Source organism: Paraglaciecola arctica (assembly GCF_018861065.1).
In the GTDB taxonomy this organism is placed as follows: Bacteria; Pseudomonadota; Gammaproteobacteria; order Enterobacterales; family Alteromonadaceae; genus Paraglaciecola; species Paraglaciecola arctica_B.
The window spans coordinates 585,677-601,229 of the sequence record NZ_JAHKQO010000036.1; the positions used below are offsets into that span (position 1 = coordinate 585,677).

17 protein-coding genes are annotated in these 15,553 nt (G+C 40.4%); 7 read left to right on the forward strand and 10 right to left on the reverse strand.

What is annotated here, in order from left to right; translation table 11 throughout:
- Positions 1 to 11: 11 nt before the first annotated feature.
- A complete protein-coding gene (locus KO534_RS15840) occupies positions 12 to 725 on the reverse strand; it encodes an EAL domain-containing protein (protein ID WP_215930744.1) in 714 nt (237 codons plus the stop codon).
- A 166-nt stretch (positions 726 to 891) separates the two neighbouring features.
- On the opposite strand from KO534_RS15840, the gene panP reads away from it, so the two are divergent.
- Positions 892 to 2,511, forward strand: a complete 1,620-nt coding sequence (panP, locus tag KO534_RS15845) for a pyridoxal-dependent aspartate 1-decarboxylase PanP (protein WP_215930746.1) — start codon at positions 892 to 894, stop codon at positions 2,509 to 2,511.
- 43 nt (positions 2,512 to 2,554) lie between these two features.
- Here the strand turns inward: panP and panC are convergent, their stop codons facing one another.
- The 7 genes from panC to sfsA all read right to left on the reverse strand — a co-directional run bounded on the left by panC (position 2,555) and on the right by sfsA (position 8,620).
- Positions 2,555 to 3,403 carry a pantoate--beta-alanine ligase gene (gene panC, locus KO534_RS15850; RefSeq protein WP_215930748.1) on the reverse strand — a complete coding sequence of 283 codons (849 nt, stop codon included), beginning with the start codon at positions 3,401 to 3,403 and terminating at the stop codon, positions 2,555 to 2,557.
- A 53-nt stretch (positions 3,404 to 3,456) separates the two neighbouring features.
- On the reverse strand, positions 3,457 to 4,251 hold the full coding sequence (gene panB, locus KO534_RS15855; protein WP_215930750.1) for a 3-methyl-2-oxobutanoate hydroxymethyltransferase: 795 nt from the start codon (positions 4,249 to 4,251) through the stop codon (positions 3,457 to 3,459).
- Positions 4,252 to 4,349: 98 nt separating this feature from the next.
- Positions 4,350 to 4,847, reverse strand: a complete 498-nt coding sequence (folK, locus tag KO534_RS15860) for a 2-amino-4-hydroxy-6-hydroxymethyldihydropteridine diphosphokinase (protein WP_215930752.1) — start codon at positions 4,845 to 4,847, stop codon at positions 4,350 to 4,352.
- Entirely contained in the window at positions 4,844 to 6,139 is a 1,296-nt protein-coding gene (gene pcnB / locus KO534_RS15865; RefSeq protein ID WP_215931244.1) for a polynucleotide adenylyltransferase PcnB, read from the reverse strand. The genes folK and pcnB overlap by 4 nt, the downstream gene beginning before the upstream one ends.
- Before the next feature lie 156 nt (positions 6,140 to 6,295).
- Positions 6,296 to 7,210 (reverse strand): tRNA glutamyl-Q(34) synthetase GluQRS, encoded by a 915-nt coding sequence (gene gluQRS / locus KO534_RS15870; protein WP_215930754.1) that lies wholly within the window; start codon positions 7,208 to 7,210, stop codon positions 6,296 to 6,298.
- Between the two features lie 89 nt (positions 7,211 to 7,299).
- Positions 7,300 to 7,749 (reverse strand): RNA polymerase-binding protein DksA, encoded by a 450-nt coding sequence (dksA, locus tag KO534_RS15875; RefSeq protein WP_215930756.1) that lies wholly within the window; start codon positions 7,747 to 7,749, stop codon positions 7,300 to 7,302.
- Between the two features lie 166 nt (positions 7,750 to 7,915).
- Complete coding sequence (gene sfsA, locus KO534_RS15880) at positions 7,916 to 8,620, reverse strand: DNA/RNA nuclease SfsA (protein WP_215930758.1); 705 nt, start codon at positions 8,618 to 8,620, stop codon at positions 7,916 to 7,918.
- Between the two features lie 73 nt (positions 8,621 to 8,693).
- Here sfsA and pepB point away from each other — a divergent pair, with 73 nt between their 5' ends.
- Positions 8,694 to 9,977, forward strand: coding sequence for an aminopeptidase PepB (gene pepB / locus KO534_RS15885; RefSeq protein ID WP_215930760.1), 1,284 nt, complete (start codon positions 8,694 to 8,696; stop codon positions 9,975 to 9,977).
- Positions 9,978 to 10,048: 71 nt separating this feature from the next.
- Here pepB and KO534_RS15890 read toward each other — a convergent pair whose 3' ends face one another.
- A complete protein-coding gene (locus tag KO534_RS15890) occupies positions 10,049 to 10,231 on the reverse strand; it encodes a helix-turn-helix domain-containing protein (RefSeq protein ID WP_215930762.1) in 183 nt (60 codons plus the stop codon).
- A 227-nt stretch (positions 10,232 to 10,458) separates the two neighbouring features.
- Between KO534_RS15890 and KO534_RS15895 the strand changes: the two genes are divergently transcribed.
- Entirely contained in the window at positions 10,459 to 11,049 is a 591-nt protein-coding gene (locus KO534_RS15895; RefSeq protein WP_215930764.1) for a YhgN family NAAT transporter, read from the forward strand.
- A gap of 63 nt (positions 11,050 to 11,112) precedes the next feature.
- Positions 11,113 to 11,697, forward strand: a complete 585-nt coding sequence (locus KO534_RS15900; protein ID WP_215931246.1) for a YjaG family protein — start codon at positions 11,113 to 11,115, stop codon at positions 11,695 to 11,697.
- 3 nt (positions 11,698 to 11,700) lie between these two features.
- Here the strand turns inward: KO534_RS15900 and rsmD are convergent, their stop codons facing one another.
- Positions 11,701 to 12,309 carry a 16S rRNA (guanine(966)-N(2))-methyltransferase RsmD gene (gene rsmD / locus KO534_RS15905; RefSeq protein ID WP_215930766.1) on the reverse strand — a complete coding sequence of 203 codons (609 nt, stop codon included), beginning with the start codon at positions 12,307 to 12,309 and terminating at the stop codon, positions 11,701 to 11,703.
- 71 nt (positions 12,310 to 12,380) lie between these two features.
- Here rsmD and ftsY point away from each other — a divergent pair, with 71 nt between their 5' ends.
- From ftsY to ftsX, 3 genes are read left to right on the forward strand one after another with little or no spacing between them, the layout of a single operon-like run.
- The gene (gene ftsY / locus KO534_RS15910) at positions 12,381 to 13,805 is read left to right on the forward strand and encodes a signal recognition particle-docking protein FtsY (protein WP_215930768.1); all 1,425 of its coding nucleotides are present in this window, start codon (positions 12,381 to 12,383) and stop codon (positions 13,803 to 13,805) included.
- Between the two features lie 16 nt (positions 13,806 to 13,821).
- A complete protein-coding gene (gene ftsE / locus KO534_RS15915) occupies positions 13,822 to 14,517 on the forward strand; it encodes a cell division ATP-binding protein FtsE (protein ID WP_215930770.1) in 696 nt (231 codons plus the stop codon).
- 48 nt (positions 14,518 to 14,565) lie between these two features.
- A complete protein-coding gene (gene ftsX, locus KO534_RS15920; RefSeq protein ID WP_215930772.1) occupies positions 14,566 to 15,546 on the forward strand; it encodes a permease-like cell division protein FtsX in 981 nt (326 codons plus the stop codon).
- The last annotated feature ends 7 nt before the right edge of the window (positions 15,547 to 15,553 follow it).

The following is a 15,553-nucleotide window of genomic DNA, read 5'->3' on the forward strand; positions in this document are numbered from 1 at the left end:
ACCTAGAGTGTCTAATTAGTGTTTGCTTTAGGTTGACTAAAATAAAACCCTTGCGCATATTTAACCCCCAAATTTTTGACGATTTCGAGTGTTGTTTTCTGTTCAACTCGCTCCGCAATCACGGCTATATTATTAGCGGTTGCAGCACTGATTAAGCTTTTAACAAAATCTGCTATCACTATATCACTACCAGTTTTATCAAATAGTTCGGCCGATACTTTTATGGCGGAGATAGGCAAAGTTAAAATTGCCTGTAAGTCACACTCTTGTTGCTCAAAGTTATCAATAACAATGTTAACACCCAAGGCGTCGCAAATTTCACAAAAACGACTAAACTTCGCGTTTTCTAATAACGCATTTTGCGCGGTTATTTCTATCGAAATACGTTTTGGGTTTGGGTAGTCTGTTAATTGGGACTGAAGAAAACTCAAGGTATTTGTGTCGGTCATATCTGACAAACTTAGATTGATGTTCCATGCCATGTTGATATCTCTAAAATAACTGGCACTGCGACTAAACACTGTTTGCGTGAGTTGGGCGACTGATTGCTGCCTTTCAACCAAAAATAAAAACTCGGTGGGCAAATACGGATTGTGGTCAATAGTTAACAAACGAGCCAAACATTCATAACTCCAGACCACATTATTGTTTAAATCCATAATTGGCTGAAAAAACGGCACTACATTGTCGAGGTTAAAACTATCTGTTACTTCAGTAACTTGCATACAAAAGCACACCTTTATGTCTATTACTACTGACAATATAACAACAAATTAACAATTGCCAGATAATACCCATTTAGCGCACTAAAATGCAGGGTTAGGCTATTGGTCTAAAGCATTAATTAAGGTAAAGTGCGCGACTTCGAAGTTTTCAGTTAAGGTTACAATAGTGAGTGGAGCCGAAGTCAGTTTAGAGCATTTGTATCGGGTATTTACTATGCCTGAAGGCAAAGATTCTAAACTCGCGCAGATTGAACAACACCTGTCTGACAACCTATCAGATTTTCTGTCACAGCATGTGGTGGCAAAGGTAAATTCTTTAGAGCAAATTGAAAAAAGTTTCGCAGAGTATTCGGTTCCTGAATCGCCAGAGTTTGTCTCTAAACATGCAGAAGACCTTCTAGATAAGTTGGTTGCTAACTCGGTCAACACCTATTCTCCTAGCTTTATTGGTCATATGACCTCGGCGCTCCCTTATTTCCATCTGCCACTAGCAAAACTACTAGTAGGGCTAAACCAGAATTTAGTAAAAATCGAGACATCTAAAGCCTTTACACCATTGGAACGTCAGGTCTTAGGAATGATGCATGAATTGGTCTATAAAGAATCCCCAGATTTTTATCGGACCTATTTGCACAATGCAAACCACGCTTTGGGAGCGTTTTGCTCTGGTGGGACAATAGCGAATATCACGGCGTTGTGGGTAGCGAGAAACAAGGCGCTACCTGCTAGCGCTGAATTTAAAGGCGTAGCCCAAGAAGGCTTAGTGGCGGGAATGATGCACTATGGCTACAAAAATATGGCGATTATTTCTTCTAAGCGTGGCCACTATTCCTTGTCAAAAGCAGTTGATTTAATAGGTTTAGGCCGGCAAAACATGCTGACAATCGACTGCCCATCGCAACGTTTGTCACCTGAAAAAGCCTTAGCAATGGGAAAACAATATCAGCAGGATAACAACAAAGTGTTAGCCATTGTAGGTATAGCCGGAACAACAGAAACTGGGCACATAGACCCTCTAGATGAATTAGCCGATGTAGCAACAGAACTCGGTTGCCACTTTCATGTAGATGCCGCATGGGGTGGCGCAACGTTATTTTCTCGTGAATATCACCGCTTACTTAAAGGCATAGAAAAGGCCGATTCTGTTACCTTAGATGCCCATAAACAGATGTACGTGCCAATGGGAGCAGGCATGGTATTGTTCAAAGATCCCAATGACAGCAACGCAGTGCGTCACCACGCTCAATACATATTGCGCGCGGGTTCAAAAGATTTAGGCGCGACTACCTTAGAAGGCTCAAGAAATGGTATGGCGATGATGGTATATGCTTCGTTGCATATATTCGGTCGTCAAGGTTACGAACTGCTTATCAATCAAAGTATAGAAAAAGCTAAAATTTATGCGCGTATGATCCAATCCCACCCTGATTTTGAACTTGTTACCTCTCCTACCTTAGCTTTGCTGACTTACAGGTTAAACCCTCAAGAAGTTCAGACAAAAATGAAATCACAGCCACAACTTACCCACGCCATCAATATTCAGCTGGACAATTTAACTGTGGCTGTGCAAAAACAACAAAGGGAAGCAGGTAAATCTTTTGTTTCGAGAACGCGATTACAGACTGAAAAATATCCTGAACAAGCGATAACAGTATTTAGGGTAGTATTGGCAAATCCTCTCACCACAGAAACCGACTTACAAAAGATCTTAGACGAGCAAATAACCATCGCCAATAACACGGACACTTGGAAAACACTTTGTTCAACACACAAAAAAGCCAACTAGGTTGGCTTGTAGCAGTTCAATAAATTAACTCATTGAACGGGTGTCATAACTTAATTTGTAAGTTATCAATTAACCGAGTTTTACCTAAAAACGCCGCGGCCAACAACACTAAATGCTGATCTTCATGGCCAGGTTGTAGCAAGTTTTCAGTATTGCGAATTTCTAAGTAGTCGGGGTTAAACCCAGCATCCGCCAATTGTATTTTATAATCATAAGTTAACTTAGAAAAATCTCGACGGCCAGCTTGAATTTCATCGGCAAGCTCATTCATTTTAGCAAAGAGAGTGGGCGCTAACTTACGTTCTTTATCAGTCAAATAGTGATTCCGAGAACTCATGGCTAAACCATCATCCTCACGGGTGGTAGTCACGCCAAACACCTTAAGGTTCATAGATAAATCCGTAACCATGGCTTTGATCACTTGTAATTGCTGAAAGTCCTTTTCACCAAAAAACGCCAAGTTGGGCTGTACCATATTAAATAGTTTACAGACTATAGTTGCTACGCCGCGAAAATGACCTGGTCGACTTGCACCACAAATCATATAAGACAAACCTGGCACTTCAACAAAAGTCTGTTGCTCTAATCCTCTCGCATAAATGTCATCAGTAGTGGGCATAAAAAGTGCGTCTACCCCTAAGTCTTCCAATAAGTATTTATCGTTTTCTAAGGTTCTAGGATAAGCATCTAAATCTTCATCTGGACCAAATTGCAAAGGATTCACGAAAATAGATACCACAACTATATCCGCTTTCTTTTTGGCTTCGCGTACAAGATTTAAATGCCCTTTATGCAAATTTCCCATAGTAGGGACAAAAGCAATCACCTTAGAACTATTTTGCCAAGTTCTTCTTATTTCACGTAGCTGTGTAATTTCTTTAATTAATTGCATAGTTATTTGTTTACTTTGATATTTAATTGCTAGCGATAATCCAAAGTGACGCGCTAGTTGAAACTGTGCTCATCAGAAGGGAATCTCCCGTCTTGCACTTCCTGAATATACTGACTCACGGCTTCGCGCATGTCATTGCTATGCTGCAGATAATTTTTGGAAAACTTGGGCATATAGTTAGCACTTATTCCAAACATATCATGCATGACTAGAATTTGACCGTCAGTTTGTGCTCCAGCACCGATACCTATTACTGGGATACTAAGACTTTGAGATATCTTATCGGCCAAGTCAGAGGGAATACACTCTAGCACCAATAATTGTATGCCGGCTTGTTCAAGTTGCTTTGCTTGCTCTAGAATATTCTCAGCTTGCAGATCATCGCGCCCTTGCACCTTAAATCCACCAAAAACATGCACTGATTGTGGGGTGAGGCCTAAATGACCACACACTGGGACACTGCGTTCGGTTAATCCTTTGATGGTATCCAATAACCAACTGCCTCCCTCAAGCTTAACCATACTCGCACCTGCTCGCATAAGCTGCGCAGCGTTCAAATAGGCCTCTTCAGGAGTTGAATAAGACATAAAAGGCATATCTGCTACAACAAAGGCTCGTTCGACCCCCTTTTTAACAGATCGGGTGTGATAGGAAACTTCTTCAAGGGTAACACTCAATGTGTCGTCATCTCCTTTTAAAACCATTCCAAGTGAATCACCAATCAACAATACCTCGATACCTTGTTCGTCAAACAATTTTGCAAAACTCGCATCGTATGCAGTTAAAGCAGTGATTTTAGTATTCTCTTGCTTCATTTTTAGCAAGGTTGAAGTCGTTACTTTTTTCATTAGATATGCTCCAAATTTTTGTTGCCAACAAAAATACTATTTACTGCTTAGGCGCCATGCCCATGGTAGGCGCACTATACTGGAATTTTTCTTAATTTCTAGATTAGTACTGGTTCTGACATTATTTGTAACCCATTTTTGGGGCATGCACGGACCAAATCGGATAATTTTTCACCACAGGGTAAAATTAATTCTGGTGCAATCTCGAAAAGTGGGTAAAGCACAAATTCTCTTTGCTTCATACCTATGTGAGGAATGGTGAGGTTGACTTCATTAAGCTGTTGTTGCCCATACAATAGAATATCCAAATCTAAGGTTCTCGGTCCCCATCTATCAGACTTTCGAATACGCCCGTGTTGAGTCTCTATTTTTTGAGTTTGTAGCAATAGGCGATCCGCAGACAGTTTGGTTTCAATTAACACCACTGCATTCACGTAATTGGGTTGATTTTGGGGCCCCATTGGTAGGCTTTGAAACAAACTAGAGCATTTAATTAACTTAGTTTCTGATAGCTCAGTCAAGTCCTTACAGGCAGCTTGAATTTGTTTTTGTGACTGGCCTAGGTTACTCCCTAAGCCGATATAAACGGGGATCATGCTTTGGGTTTTGGTTTCTTACGATGACGTCTAGGGCGTCGAGCAGGCGCACCTTCCTTTTCTCGCAGGGCTTCTAACATTTTTTTACGTTGCCCTTCACTTGCCTCTTGGAAAGTTGTCCACCACTGTGCTAACTCTAATAAATCTCCGCCCTCAATTTCACCACGCAATAACAAGAAATCATATGCGGCTCTAAATTTTGGATGCTCAAGCATTTGATAGGCTCTGCGGCCATAACGTTTTGGTAAGCGATTTTGTAGTTGCCAAATTTCTCGAATAGGACCGCTAAAACGTTTGGGGATCATGATGCGTTGAATTTGGCGATGCATCACATCATTTAAAGCAAGGTTAAAGGCGTCAAAATGGTTCAGACCACCCTCAACCATTAATTGTTGGCAACGTTCCTCTAACGGATACCACATGAAAGCAGCAAAAATAAAAGCTGGAGTGACTCGTTGCCCAGTATTAATACGATTATCCGTGTTTGTAAGTACTTGCTCTACAAATTGATTTTCACGGTTGCCGGATTGTAATAGCAGAGGAGCTAATTGTGGGAACAACTGTTCAAATAGATGAAATTCTTGTAGCAACTTATAAGTCGCTAAGCCTTGTCCAGACAATAACAACTTCAGTATTTCTTCAAACAATCTCGCCGGAGGAATATTTGCCATTAATGGCGCTAAACGTTTGATAGGCTCAGCACTTTCGTCACTGATGTGCATATTAAGTTTGGCCGCAAACCTTACGGCTCTTAGCATTCTGACAGGATCTTCTCGATAACGGGTTTCAGGATCGCCGATTAAGGTAATACTTTTATCTTTAATCGCTTGCATACCACCAGCGAAATCACTGATTGAATGGTCAGCAATATTGTAATACATAGCGTTGATCGTAAAATCTCGGCGCTGCGCATCTTCTTCGATTGTTCCGAAAACGTTATCGCGCAATAATTGTCCATGGTCACTTTGTTTACTAATTTTTGACTCACCTTCATCACTGCTGTCGTGATGGCCACGAAAGGTGGCGACTTCAATAATTTCTCGTCCAAACACAATATGCGCTAACCTAAATCTGCGACCAATCAAACGGCAGTTACGAAATAGCCCCTTAATTTGTTCTGGAGTCGCGTCAGTAGTCACATCAAAGTCTTTAGGCTCTTTGCCCAACAGTGCATCGCGTACACAGCCACCTACTAAATAGGCTTGATATCCACTATTGTGCAGCCGATAAAGAACCTTGAGCGCGTTTTCACTCATTGAATTTCGAGAGACAGAATGCTCCGCACGGGGAATGACAGTCGCAACAAGTGTAGCGGGCTTGTCTGAGGATTTAGTGCGCAGAGCGCTCCTGACTTTGTCAATTACGCGAGAAATAATATGCTGTGCTCCTTGTTTGGACTTGAGATACTTTTATACATCGCCTATTTAGGCAGAAAAATTCGGCGCTAATCATATACTGTCTGCTTGCCCAATTCTATTGTCAATACACTCTGTTTTAGCGGGTATTTTGTCCAAATTCCATTCATCAATTGCCCAATTCAAGATATTGTTGGCAGATTCCCGTTGCAGCTCATTAGTAACAGGTAAGCCAAGAAACCCTAGAGCATGAGTTAAGTTGACTCCAACTTTGTTGTTATCTACTTCAGCCGCATGATTTTGTTTGCTGAGTTTTTTACCAGGCTCTGTAACCACAACCGGAAAATGTAAAAACTTCGGAGCTAGGCTAGCAAATGCATCATATAAGGCAAGTTGCATGAACGTCGCTTCGAGTAAATCCGCCCCTCTTGCCACTTCGGTAATCCCTTGATGGATGTCATCAACCACCACAGCTAATTGATAGGCAAATAGTGCATCTTTACGTTTTATGGTGAATTGTGACGCTATATTTTGCATTGGAAATTCAACATTTCCCAATAACTCATCATAAAAGTGTTGATGAACTCTGTGATGATTAAAACGTATTGCGGCATCTTCTGAGCTGAGATTCTGTTGGGCGCAAGCACATATTTGACCAAGTTTTAGGCCAGCTAACTGAGCGCGCGTGCAATGACAACGAAATGTAAAACCTTGCTCTGCTAAATATTGGATTTTGTGGTCGTATAAGTCGCTCCTTTCACTTTGGAAAACTACTTCTCCGTCCCAAAACAAATTGTGGCTTTCAAGACAACGCATAATTGAATCACTGGCACCGACCATTTCACGAGGTGGATCAATATCTTCAATTCTAAGTAGCCACTGCCCCTTATTGCTTTTTGCTTGTAAAAAGCTACCTAGCGCCGTAACCAAAGAACCAAAATGCAAAGGGCCAGATGGCGAAGGTGCGAATCGGCCAATATAGCCAGTGTTTGCTGAAGTAATCTTCATATGAGGATATACGAGTACAATGGTCAGAAAACCAAAGGTATCATCCCAAGTAGCTAATTAAAAAGCGCCACTTGGGATAGCTGGTAAACTTAGCCCTGAAGCTGTTTTTCCTTAATTTCTGCCATGGTCTTACAATCAATACACATGTCAGCTGTAGGTCTAGCTTCTAAGCGGCGCACACCAATTTCAATGCCACATGCGTCACAAAAACCAAAATCGTCTTCATCAATACGTTTCAGAGTTTTTTCGATCTTTTTGATTAATTTACGTTCTCTATCGCGAGTACGTAACTCAAGACTAAATTCTTCTTCTTGAGCCGCACGATCGACGGGATCCGGAAAATTAGCCGCTTCATCTTGCATATGATGCACAGTACGGTCTACTTCTTCACGAAGCTGATCACGCCAAGCTTTCAATAACAAACGAAAATGCTCCAGTTGATTTTCGTTCATGTACTCTTCAGATTTTTTCTCCTCATAAGGAGTCAAACCCGCTAGTGCTAATAATCCAAGTGTTTTATTCGTTTTTGCTGTTGGCATTTGCCAATTCTCCTAAACTACGGCATGAGCTGTTTGTGCCGGCGGCTATGTATATCAGAAAGCCGTAACACTGGCAATTACTTGCTCTTAACATTCTCCGTTACAGTGAAAAACAATTTTGTAGCTAGGCAATATGGAGGTCTTCAAGAAAAAATCAATATCTATTTCATGAAATAAACGGCAAAGGTTGATTTATATAGATTTTTTCTGGACTAATCTCACAACCGTAACATAAAATTTGCACTCCACTAAGCATTGCTTGCTTTAACTCCTTAGCGTAGTCAGGGTCAATGTGACTTGCTACTTGTACTGACTGAATACCAGTATGTTGCACACAGAAAAGTAGTACCGCTCGTTTACCTTCCTTGGCAATCAGACTAAGTTCACGCAAGTGTTTTTGACCACGCTGAGTTTTTGCATCAGGAAAGTAGCCCCTATCGTTTTCTAACAAAGTGACAGATTTAACTTCAACAAAACACTCTTCTTTTTCAGGATCCGTAAGCAAAAAATCAATACGACTGTTTTCCTCACCAAACTTCACTTCAGCTTGTAAGGATTTATATTCACTCAATTCAGAAATTTTGCTCTCTAATAACGCTTCTTTTACTACAGAATTGGCCTTAAGGGTGTTAATTCCGATCCAATGATCTCGGTCTGTTAATACTACCTCCCAAGTATATAATAATTTACGTTTTGGGTTATTGCTGGGCGACAGCCAGACTTTCCAACCGGATTCAGCACACCCCGTCATTGCACCTGTATTTGGACAATGTGCTATTACGATTGAACCGTCTGGTAATTGCACATCTGCTAGAAATCGTTTATATCGCTTGACCAAAGTGCCTTGAATTAAAGTCGAAGAGAACTGCATAGTTACCACTTAAAAAGATGTTCGGTTAAAGACGTCATGCTATTCTAACCACCTTTCTTTAGATGGAGTAGTTATGTCTCGTTTATCTGTTTCTATTACCACACAAGCGCCGGCGGATTATTATTCAGCTGGTACTTTATTGTCTGTTAATGGCCAAACTGCACAAATTCACCTAGTCTCACCTGAAAACAATTTAAGTAGCATCCAAAAAGCAGCCCGTAGTTTAGAAGGCTTAGGTGTAGTGAGCGTTGAATTAGTAGGAGAATGGCAAATTGAGCAGCAATGGGCGTTCGCTCAAAGCTTTACCACAACGACCAAACAGTACCATATTCAATGGTGTAACGATGATAACGCAGTCGAGTTATCACATCGCTATCAGGCCATGATTTTTACTCGCAATGTTACCAATGCCACTCCTGAAGATTTATCACCAGTATTACTTGCAGATACTTGTGAAGAATGGCTCACTTCAATTGACGACAAACATATCAGCAGCAAAAGATGGGTTGGTGAAGAACTCAAAAACCAAAATTGGATGGGCATTTATCATGTAGGTCGTGGAAGCACTCGTCCGCCAGTATTAATTGAAATTGACTATAACCCCACTGGTGATGACAGCGCCCCTGTTTCAGCCTGCCTTGTAGGAAAAGGTATTACCTTTGATAGTGGTGGCTATAGTATTAAAAGTAGTGAAGGCATGTTAAGTATGAAGTGTGATATGGGTGGAGCGGCCACCGTCACTGGTGCTCTTGGCCTTGCCATGATGCGCGGACTTAATAAACGAGTGAAGTTATTTTTGTGTTGCGCTGAAAATCTGATTAGTGGGCATGCATATAAATTGGGTGATGTAATCACCTACAAAAACGGCACAACAGTTGAGGTAGTGAATACCGATGCTGAAGGACGATTAGTATTAGCCGATGGCTTAATGGCCGCAACCGAGACAGGTGCTAAGCTTATTATCGACGCCGCGACTCTTACGGGTGCAGCTTGTGTTGCATTAGGAGAAGATTACAACGCCTTGTTCGCACTAGATAAAGCACTACAACAAAGAGTATTGGACTATTCAGAGCAAGAATTCGAACCTTCTTGGTGTTTACCATTAGAAAAATGGCATCAATATAAATGCCCATCTGCATTTGCAGATACTGCAAATAGTAAAGCTCAAAAAGGAGGCGGCGGAGGCGGCGCATCCAATGCGGCAGGTTTCTTATCTAGGTTTGTAAATGAACAAGGCAGCGGTTGGGTACATATTGATTTAGCAGCGGCATACAATGCTAGTGGAACAGCACAAATGCCAGTAGGTGCGACAGCTCAAGGAATTAGAACCATAGCTCGAGCATTGTTAGAAGAGTAACCTTAAGGTAAAACATAGTATCGAAAAGGCGAAATCTGTTGTCAAAGTCGCCTTTTCGATTTTAAAGTAACTTACAAGCCTCCTAATCGCTCAGCAAGTACCTTATATTTTTCTACCGCCTCTTTTTCAAACAATGGGTTTCCATCAGCATCTTTTTCTGCAGCAGGTAGTAAACTTTCTCTTTCTAGTCTTTCTATACGCACATTCTGAACACCTAGAAACTCGGCTACTTGCTCTACAGTCATCAGGCTCATCGGATATACCTCTTATCTTTTATTTTCATTTTGATGACTATTAGTAAAGCGCAAAGCTTAAATATTGCTAGTTAAAGTCGCCATCTATTAAAATGTGTACAAGTTGTTTGAACACTTTTCACACTCGGCTATTAAATCATCAAGTTATTGAAATTAAAACTATTTTTAGGCCAAAAGTGTAAGATGTTATAAACTACCGAAAAACCACAAAATTTTAGAGAAATCCTATGGACACTTGGTCAGCGGCTATCACCTTATTTTTGATAATGGATCCTCTCGGTAATTTGCCTGTATTTATGTCTGTTCTAAAGACCATTGAACCTAAGCGAAGAAGGTTGGTACTGGCAAGAGAACTAGTATTCTCATTAATAATCATGTTCACTTTTTTATTTAGCGGCCAAGTTGTATTAGACTTTTTAAACGTTCGTCAGGAAAGCGTCAGTATTGCTGGAGGGATTATTCTGTTCTTAATCGGTATTAAAATGATTTTCCCACAACCAGGTGGCGTAACAGGATTAACCCCAGGCGAAGAGCCTTTTATTGTGCCTTTGGCCATACCTATGGTAGCCGGACCTTCGGTACTTGCGGCACTTATATTATTAGCCAATCAAGACCATAGCCGTATGTTTGATTGGTCCATGGCGCTGGGAGCAGCATGGTTAGCTTCAGCAACCATTTTAATGCTCTCTAGCAATCTACATAAACTATTAGGTGAAAGAGGATTAACCGCTATTGAAAGGTTAATGGGTATGATCTTAATAATGATTTCTATCCAAATGTTATTAGACGGTATTGGCAAGTATTATTCACTTGGATAACCAAGCATGAATAACTAGACTTTAATCACTTGTTTTTAAGTTAGCACTATTACAACGAGAATAATTTTGAATAAAAAGTTAAATATATTTCAGCAAGTTAGAGATTTAGAAGGCTGGCACGCCGTCGCTTTTTCTGCCACATTATTAGAACGAATGTTGCCAAACTATGTACTTTTTTGTGACGCCACTGAATTTGCCGACCCAGCTCAATATCGCAACAGTCTAAACGCAATTTGGGAGTGGTTAGCTGTCCCCAAAGCAAAGATAAATTTTACAGTCCAATTAGAAAAAATTGAAGAGTTGGTGCCCGACGCAAGCGATTTTGACAACTACGGCGTTTATCCAGCCATAGATGTCGCCATGTCTATGTCTGCTTGTATGTTATTAATACAAGGTGAAGATCCGCAAGGTGCGGTTGTGGTCAGTAAATTATCACAAGGCGGAGTAGAAGCATTTATTGAAGCAAGCGAAGACGAAAATATTAGCGATATGCAAATTAAACAACACCCACTGATGCAATGGGAAATTGAAACTCAGCAAGAACTATTAATCTTCTTATCAAAATGTCCGAAAAGCGCGGCTAGTTGTAAACAATTAAAGCAATTAGCAACCTCAGAAGGTATGACTAACATAGGCTTAGAAATATAAAAATTAACTAGTGCGTTGATAAACTCTAGCCAAAACTTGGGCGGTGCGCTTTTCCTTAATTAATCGCCAGCTTTCAGGTACAACGTACTGACTGCCTTCACATTCGATGTAGATAACACCATTAATGGCGAGCAAGGATTGTTCATTAATTCGTTCAATAGTTGCCGGAAGCAGATTTTGATTGAAGGGCGGATCTAGAAAAATTAAATCGTAGGGCTGATTTAGCGTATTTAATACCTGTAAGGTATTACCTTGAACGACTTCAGCCTGTTGAGAAGACAAACCTAACAACTGAATATTATCCGCCAGTTTTTTTGCTGCCATTCTATCTAACTCGATAAAAGTGCATTTTTCGGCATAGCGAGATAAAGCTTCAAACCCCAAACCACCGCTGCCCGCATATGCATCTAAACAAACAGCATCAGTGGTATATGCCATTAACCAGCTAAACAACATTTCACGATTTTTATCTGTAGTTGGTCGTAAACCTTGCACATCAACAACAGGCAACTTTCGACCTCGAAAACGTCCACTAATTATTCTCACGGAACCACTTGGTTTGCTGCCATTTAACTTATGACCTTTTAAGGATCGTTTTTCGCCTCGCTTCATTTGGTATAGAAATGCTATTATTATGAAATCATGCGAATAGTTTACCCAATTACCTAGGATTTCTCACCGGAATGTCAAAGTTTTTCAAATGGCTTAAAAAAGATAAACAACCAGAAGCCTCTCCTGTTGTTATTGATCCCCCTCTTGATCCCTCTGTTGATACCTCTCAGCCAAAAGAAGACCACGAGACAGCTTTACAACCAGAATCATTAAAGAATGATAGTTCTGAAAATACGATTGTAACTTCAGCAACTGCTGATCTTGCAACCCAAGAAGAAGTTAAAGTACAACACACTTCTGAAACTGATAGCGAGCAGCAAACCGCTATAGAGCAAGATTCTAGTGAATTAGAAAACATTCATTCTTATAATGAAAGTGATTCGAATTCCCCATCCCAAAATTCTGATATTAACCCTGAACCACAACTTGCCCCTGTTGTTGCTACATCGGAAAACAAAGCGACTGAAACGCTTGAAGACCCCGATATTTCTTTACCCATTGCTAATAACGAATCAACTACTGAATTACCTAGTGAACAACAAGAGTCGCAGCAACTTGGTTTTTTCAGTAAGTTAAAGCGAGGTTTGTCGCGCACCAAAGAAAGTATCGGTAGCGGATTTGTTAGTTTATTTCGCGGTAAGTCCATTGATGAGGATTTATTTGAAGAATTAGAAACTCAGTTATTAGTAGCCGATGTGGGTATGGTTACCACAGTCAAAATCATAAACCATTTAACGGAAAGCTCAGACCGCAAACAACTAAAAGATGGCGACGCTTTATATCAATTGCTGAAAGATCAAATGTCAGACATTCTCAAAAAAGTCGAGTCCCCCTTGACCTTGAATGCAGAATCTGGCCCATTCGTTATTTTGATGGTAGGTGTAAATGGCGTAGGTAAAACGACTACTATTGGAAAAATGGCTAAACAATTCCAGCAACAAGGCAAAAAAGTCATGTTAGCTGCTGGAGACACATTTAGAGCTGCTGCTGTTGAACAACTTCAGGTTTGGGGTGAGCGAAATAATATTCCAGTGGTTGCTCAACAAACCGGTTCAGACAGTGCTTCAGTAATTTTCGACGCATTTCAATCAGCCAAAGCAAAAAATATTGATGTTTTAATTGCCGATACAGCGGGTCGTTTGCAAAACAAAGATCATCTAATGGAAGAGCTTAAAAAAGTAGTCAGAGTAATGAAGAAGATAGCCCCAGAGGCGCCTCACGAAATTATGCTTACCTTAGATGCCGGCACAGGCCAAAATGCAGTTAGCCAGGCTCAATTATTCAATAAGGCAGTTGGTTTAACAGGAATAAGCTTAACTAAACTCGATGGTACTGCAAAAGGCGGAGTGATTTTTGCGATTGCCGATCAATTTGATATTCCTATTCGCTATGTTGGTATTGGCGAAGGCATTGATGATCTAAGACCATTTAATAGCCAGGATTTTGTAAATGCATTGTTTACAGAGTCTGACAATCAGCCAGAACAGAGCATTTAACTAACTAAGAAACTTTATGATTAAGTTTGAACAAGTCAGTAAAACCTACCCAGGCGGGCAACAAGCGTTGCGTAAGGTCGATTTCCATATTGAGCCCGGGGAGATGGCATTTTTAACCGGTCACTCTGGCGCCGGAAAAAGCACCTTACTCAAACTGATATCCATTATGGAACGACCTACTGTAGGTAAAGTCTTTATCAATGGCCATGACCTAAGTAGTATCCAACGAAAACAAATTGCCTATATACGCCGTGACATAGGTATGATTTTTCAAAGCCATCAATTGTTGATGGATAAAAGTGTCTTCGACAATGTCGCTTTGCCGTTGATTATTGAAGGTTATTCCCATAAAGAAACGGCAAAACGCGTACATGCGGCTTTAGAAATGGTTAACTTAAGTGACAAAGTCAAAAATTTACCCATTATGTTATCAGGTGGTGAACAGCAAAGAGTGGGGATAGCGCGTGCTGTCGTCAATAAACCCCCTTTATTACTAGCAGATGAGCCAACTGGAAATTTAGATCCTAAATTGTCGATGGAAATTATTCGCTTATTTGAAGATTTTAATCAGGCTGGCGTATCTGTTTTTATCGCAACACATGACCTTGGTTTAATTGCGCGAATGAAATATCGGACTCTGACACTCAAAAAAGGACAGATGATTACCGATGGTTTAACCGACGACTACCAAAATGATGAACTTTATGTTTAAGCTATTGATTATATTATATTTAACATATTCATTAGTGAGGTTAAATGTATGAGTATTTTGTTTCAAGGTAGAGTGCAAGGTGCGCAAATCTCGCAAATTTCAAGTTACCAACGCTTTATCATGTTTTTTGTCAGTCATTTTCGCCAAGCATTAGGTAGTTTAGGTGAATTATGGCGCTCCAAGGCTGCATCTTTTATGACAATTGGTGTGTTAGGGCTAAGTATTACCTTGCCTAGTACACTTTATGTAATGGTTAAAAATGCCGAGAATATTAGTTCTGGTTGGGAACAGGCTTCACAAATTTCATTATTTCTAAAAGAAAATTCCAGTCAAGGTGATGTCGATCAATTGCTAAAGCGTATTCAACTTTGGCCAGAAATCGATTCGATAAATTATATTTCTGCAGACCAAGCGCTAGATGAATTTAAACAATTATCGGGATTTGGTGATGCGATTGCGTATCTAGATAAAAACCCGTTACCCAATGTAATATTAGTCACCCCAACAACTCGTCATGCCAGCCCCGTAGCGGCGCGTCTATTGTTAGACAAGTTACGTAATGAACGAGAAGTAGATATTGGTAAACTCGATGTCGAATGGCTTGAACGCCTCCACGCCTTGCTTAATGTTGTCAAAGATTTAGTCACTGTTATTGCTTTATTGTTGTTTTTAGCCGTGGTACTCATTATTGGCAATACGATAAGACTAAATATTCTTAGTAAGAAAGATGAAATTTTAGTGATGAAGTTGGTAGGGGCTACGGATGCCTTTATCCAAAGGCCTTTTATGTATACGGGATTTTGGTATGGCTTTTTAGGTGGTTTACTGGCTTGGTTTGCGGTTATTTTACTGTTGTGGTGGATGAGCAGCAGTATCAGCCTAGTAAGCGAACTATATCAAAAGAGTTTCAATTTAACCGGCGCTGACCTAAGCACCTTTTTGTGGATGTTGGGGCTGTCAATATTTCTCGGTTTGACGGGATCGCTATTGTCAGTCAGACGACATGTACGAGAAATTGAGCCTAAGTAACCTGAGC

Bases quoted from the DNA above. Each gene is read 5' to 3' on its own strand.
- KO534_RS15840 (WP_215930744.1), bottom strand. From the start codon at position 725: ATGCAAGTTACTGAAGTAACAGATAGTTTTAACCTCGACAATGTAGTG.
- panC (WP_215930748.1), bottom strand. From the start codon at position 3,403: ATGCAATTAATTAAAGAAATTACACAGCTACGTGAAATAAGAAGAACT.
- panB (WP_215930750.1), bottom strand. From the start codon at position 4,251: ATGAAAAAAGTAACGACTTCAACCTTGCTAAAAATGAAGCAAGAGAAT.
- folK (WP_215930752.1), bottom strand. From the start codon at position 4,847: ATGATCCCCGTTTATATCGGCTTAGGGAGTAACCTAGGCCAGTCACAA.
- gluQRS (WP_215930754.1), bottom strand. From the start codon at position 7,210: ATGAAGATTACTTCAGCAAACACTGGCTATATTGGCCGATTCGCACCT.
- dksA (WP_215930756.1), bottom strand. From the start codon at position 7,749: ATGCCAACAGCAAAAACGAATAAAACACTTGGATTATTAGCACTAGCG.
- sfsA (WP_215930758.1), bottom strand. From the start codon at position 8,620: ATGCAGTTCTCTTCGACTTTAATTCAAGGCACTTTGGTCAAGCGATAT.
- pepB (WP_215930760.1), top strand. From the start codon at position 8,694: ATGTCTCGTTTATCTGTTTCTATTACCACACAAGCGCCGGCGGATTAT.
- KO534_RS15890 (WP_215930762.1), bottom strand. From the start codon at position 10,231: ATGAGCCTGATGACTGTAGAGCAAGTAGCCGAGTTTCTAGGTGTTCAG.
- KO534_RS15895 (WP_215930764.1), top strand. From the start codon at position 10,459: ATGGACACTTGGTCAGCGGCTATCACCTTATTTTTGATAATGGATCCT.
- rsmD (WP_215930766.1), bottom strand. From the start codon at position 12,309: ATGAAGCGAGGCGAAAAACGATCCTTAAAAGGTCATAAGTTAAATGGC.
- ftsY (WP_215930768.1), top strand. From the start codon at position 12,381: ATGTCAAAGTTTTTCAAATGGCTTAAAAAAGATAAACAACCAGAAGCC.
- ftsE (WP_215930770.1), top strand. From the start codon at position 13,822: ATGATTAAGTTTGAACAAGTCAGTAAAACCTACCCAGGCGGGCAACAA.
- ftsX (WP_215930772.1), top strand. From the start codon at position 14,566: ATGAGTATTTTGTTTCAAGGTAGAGTGCAAGGTGCGCAAATCTCGCAA.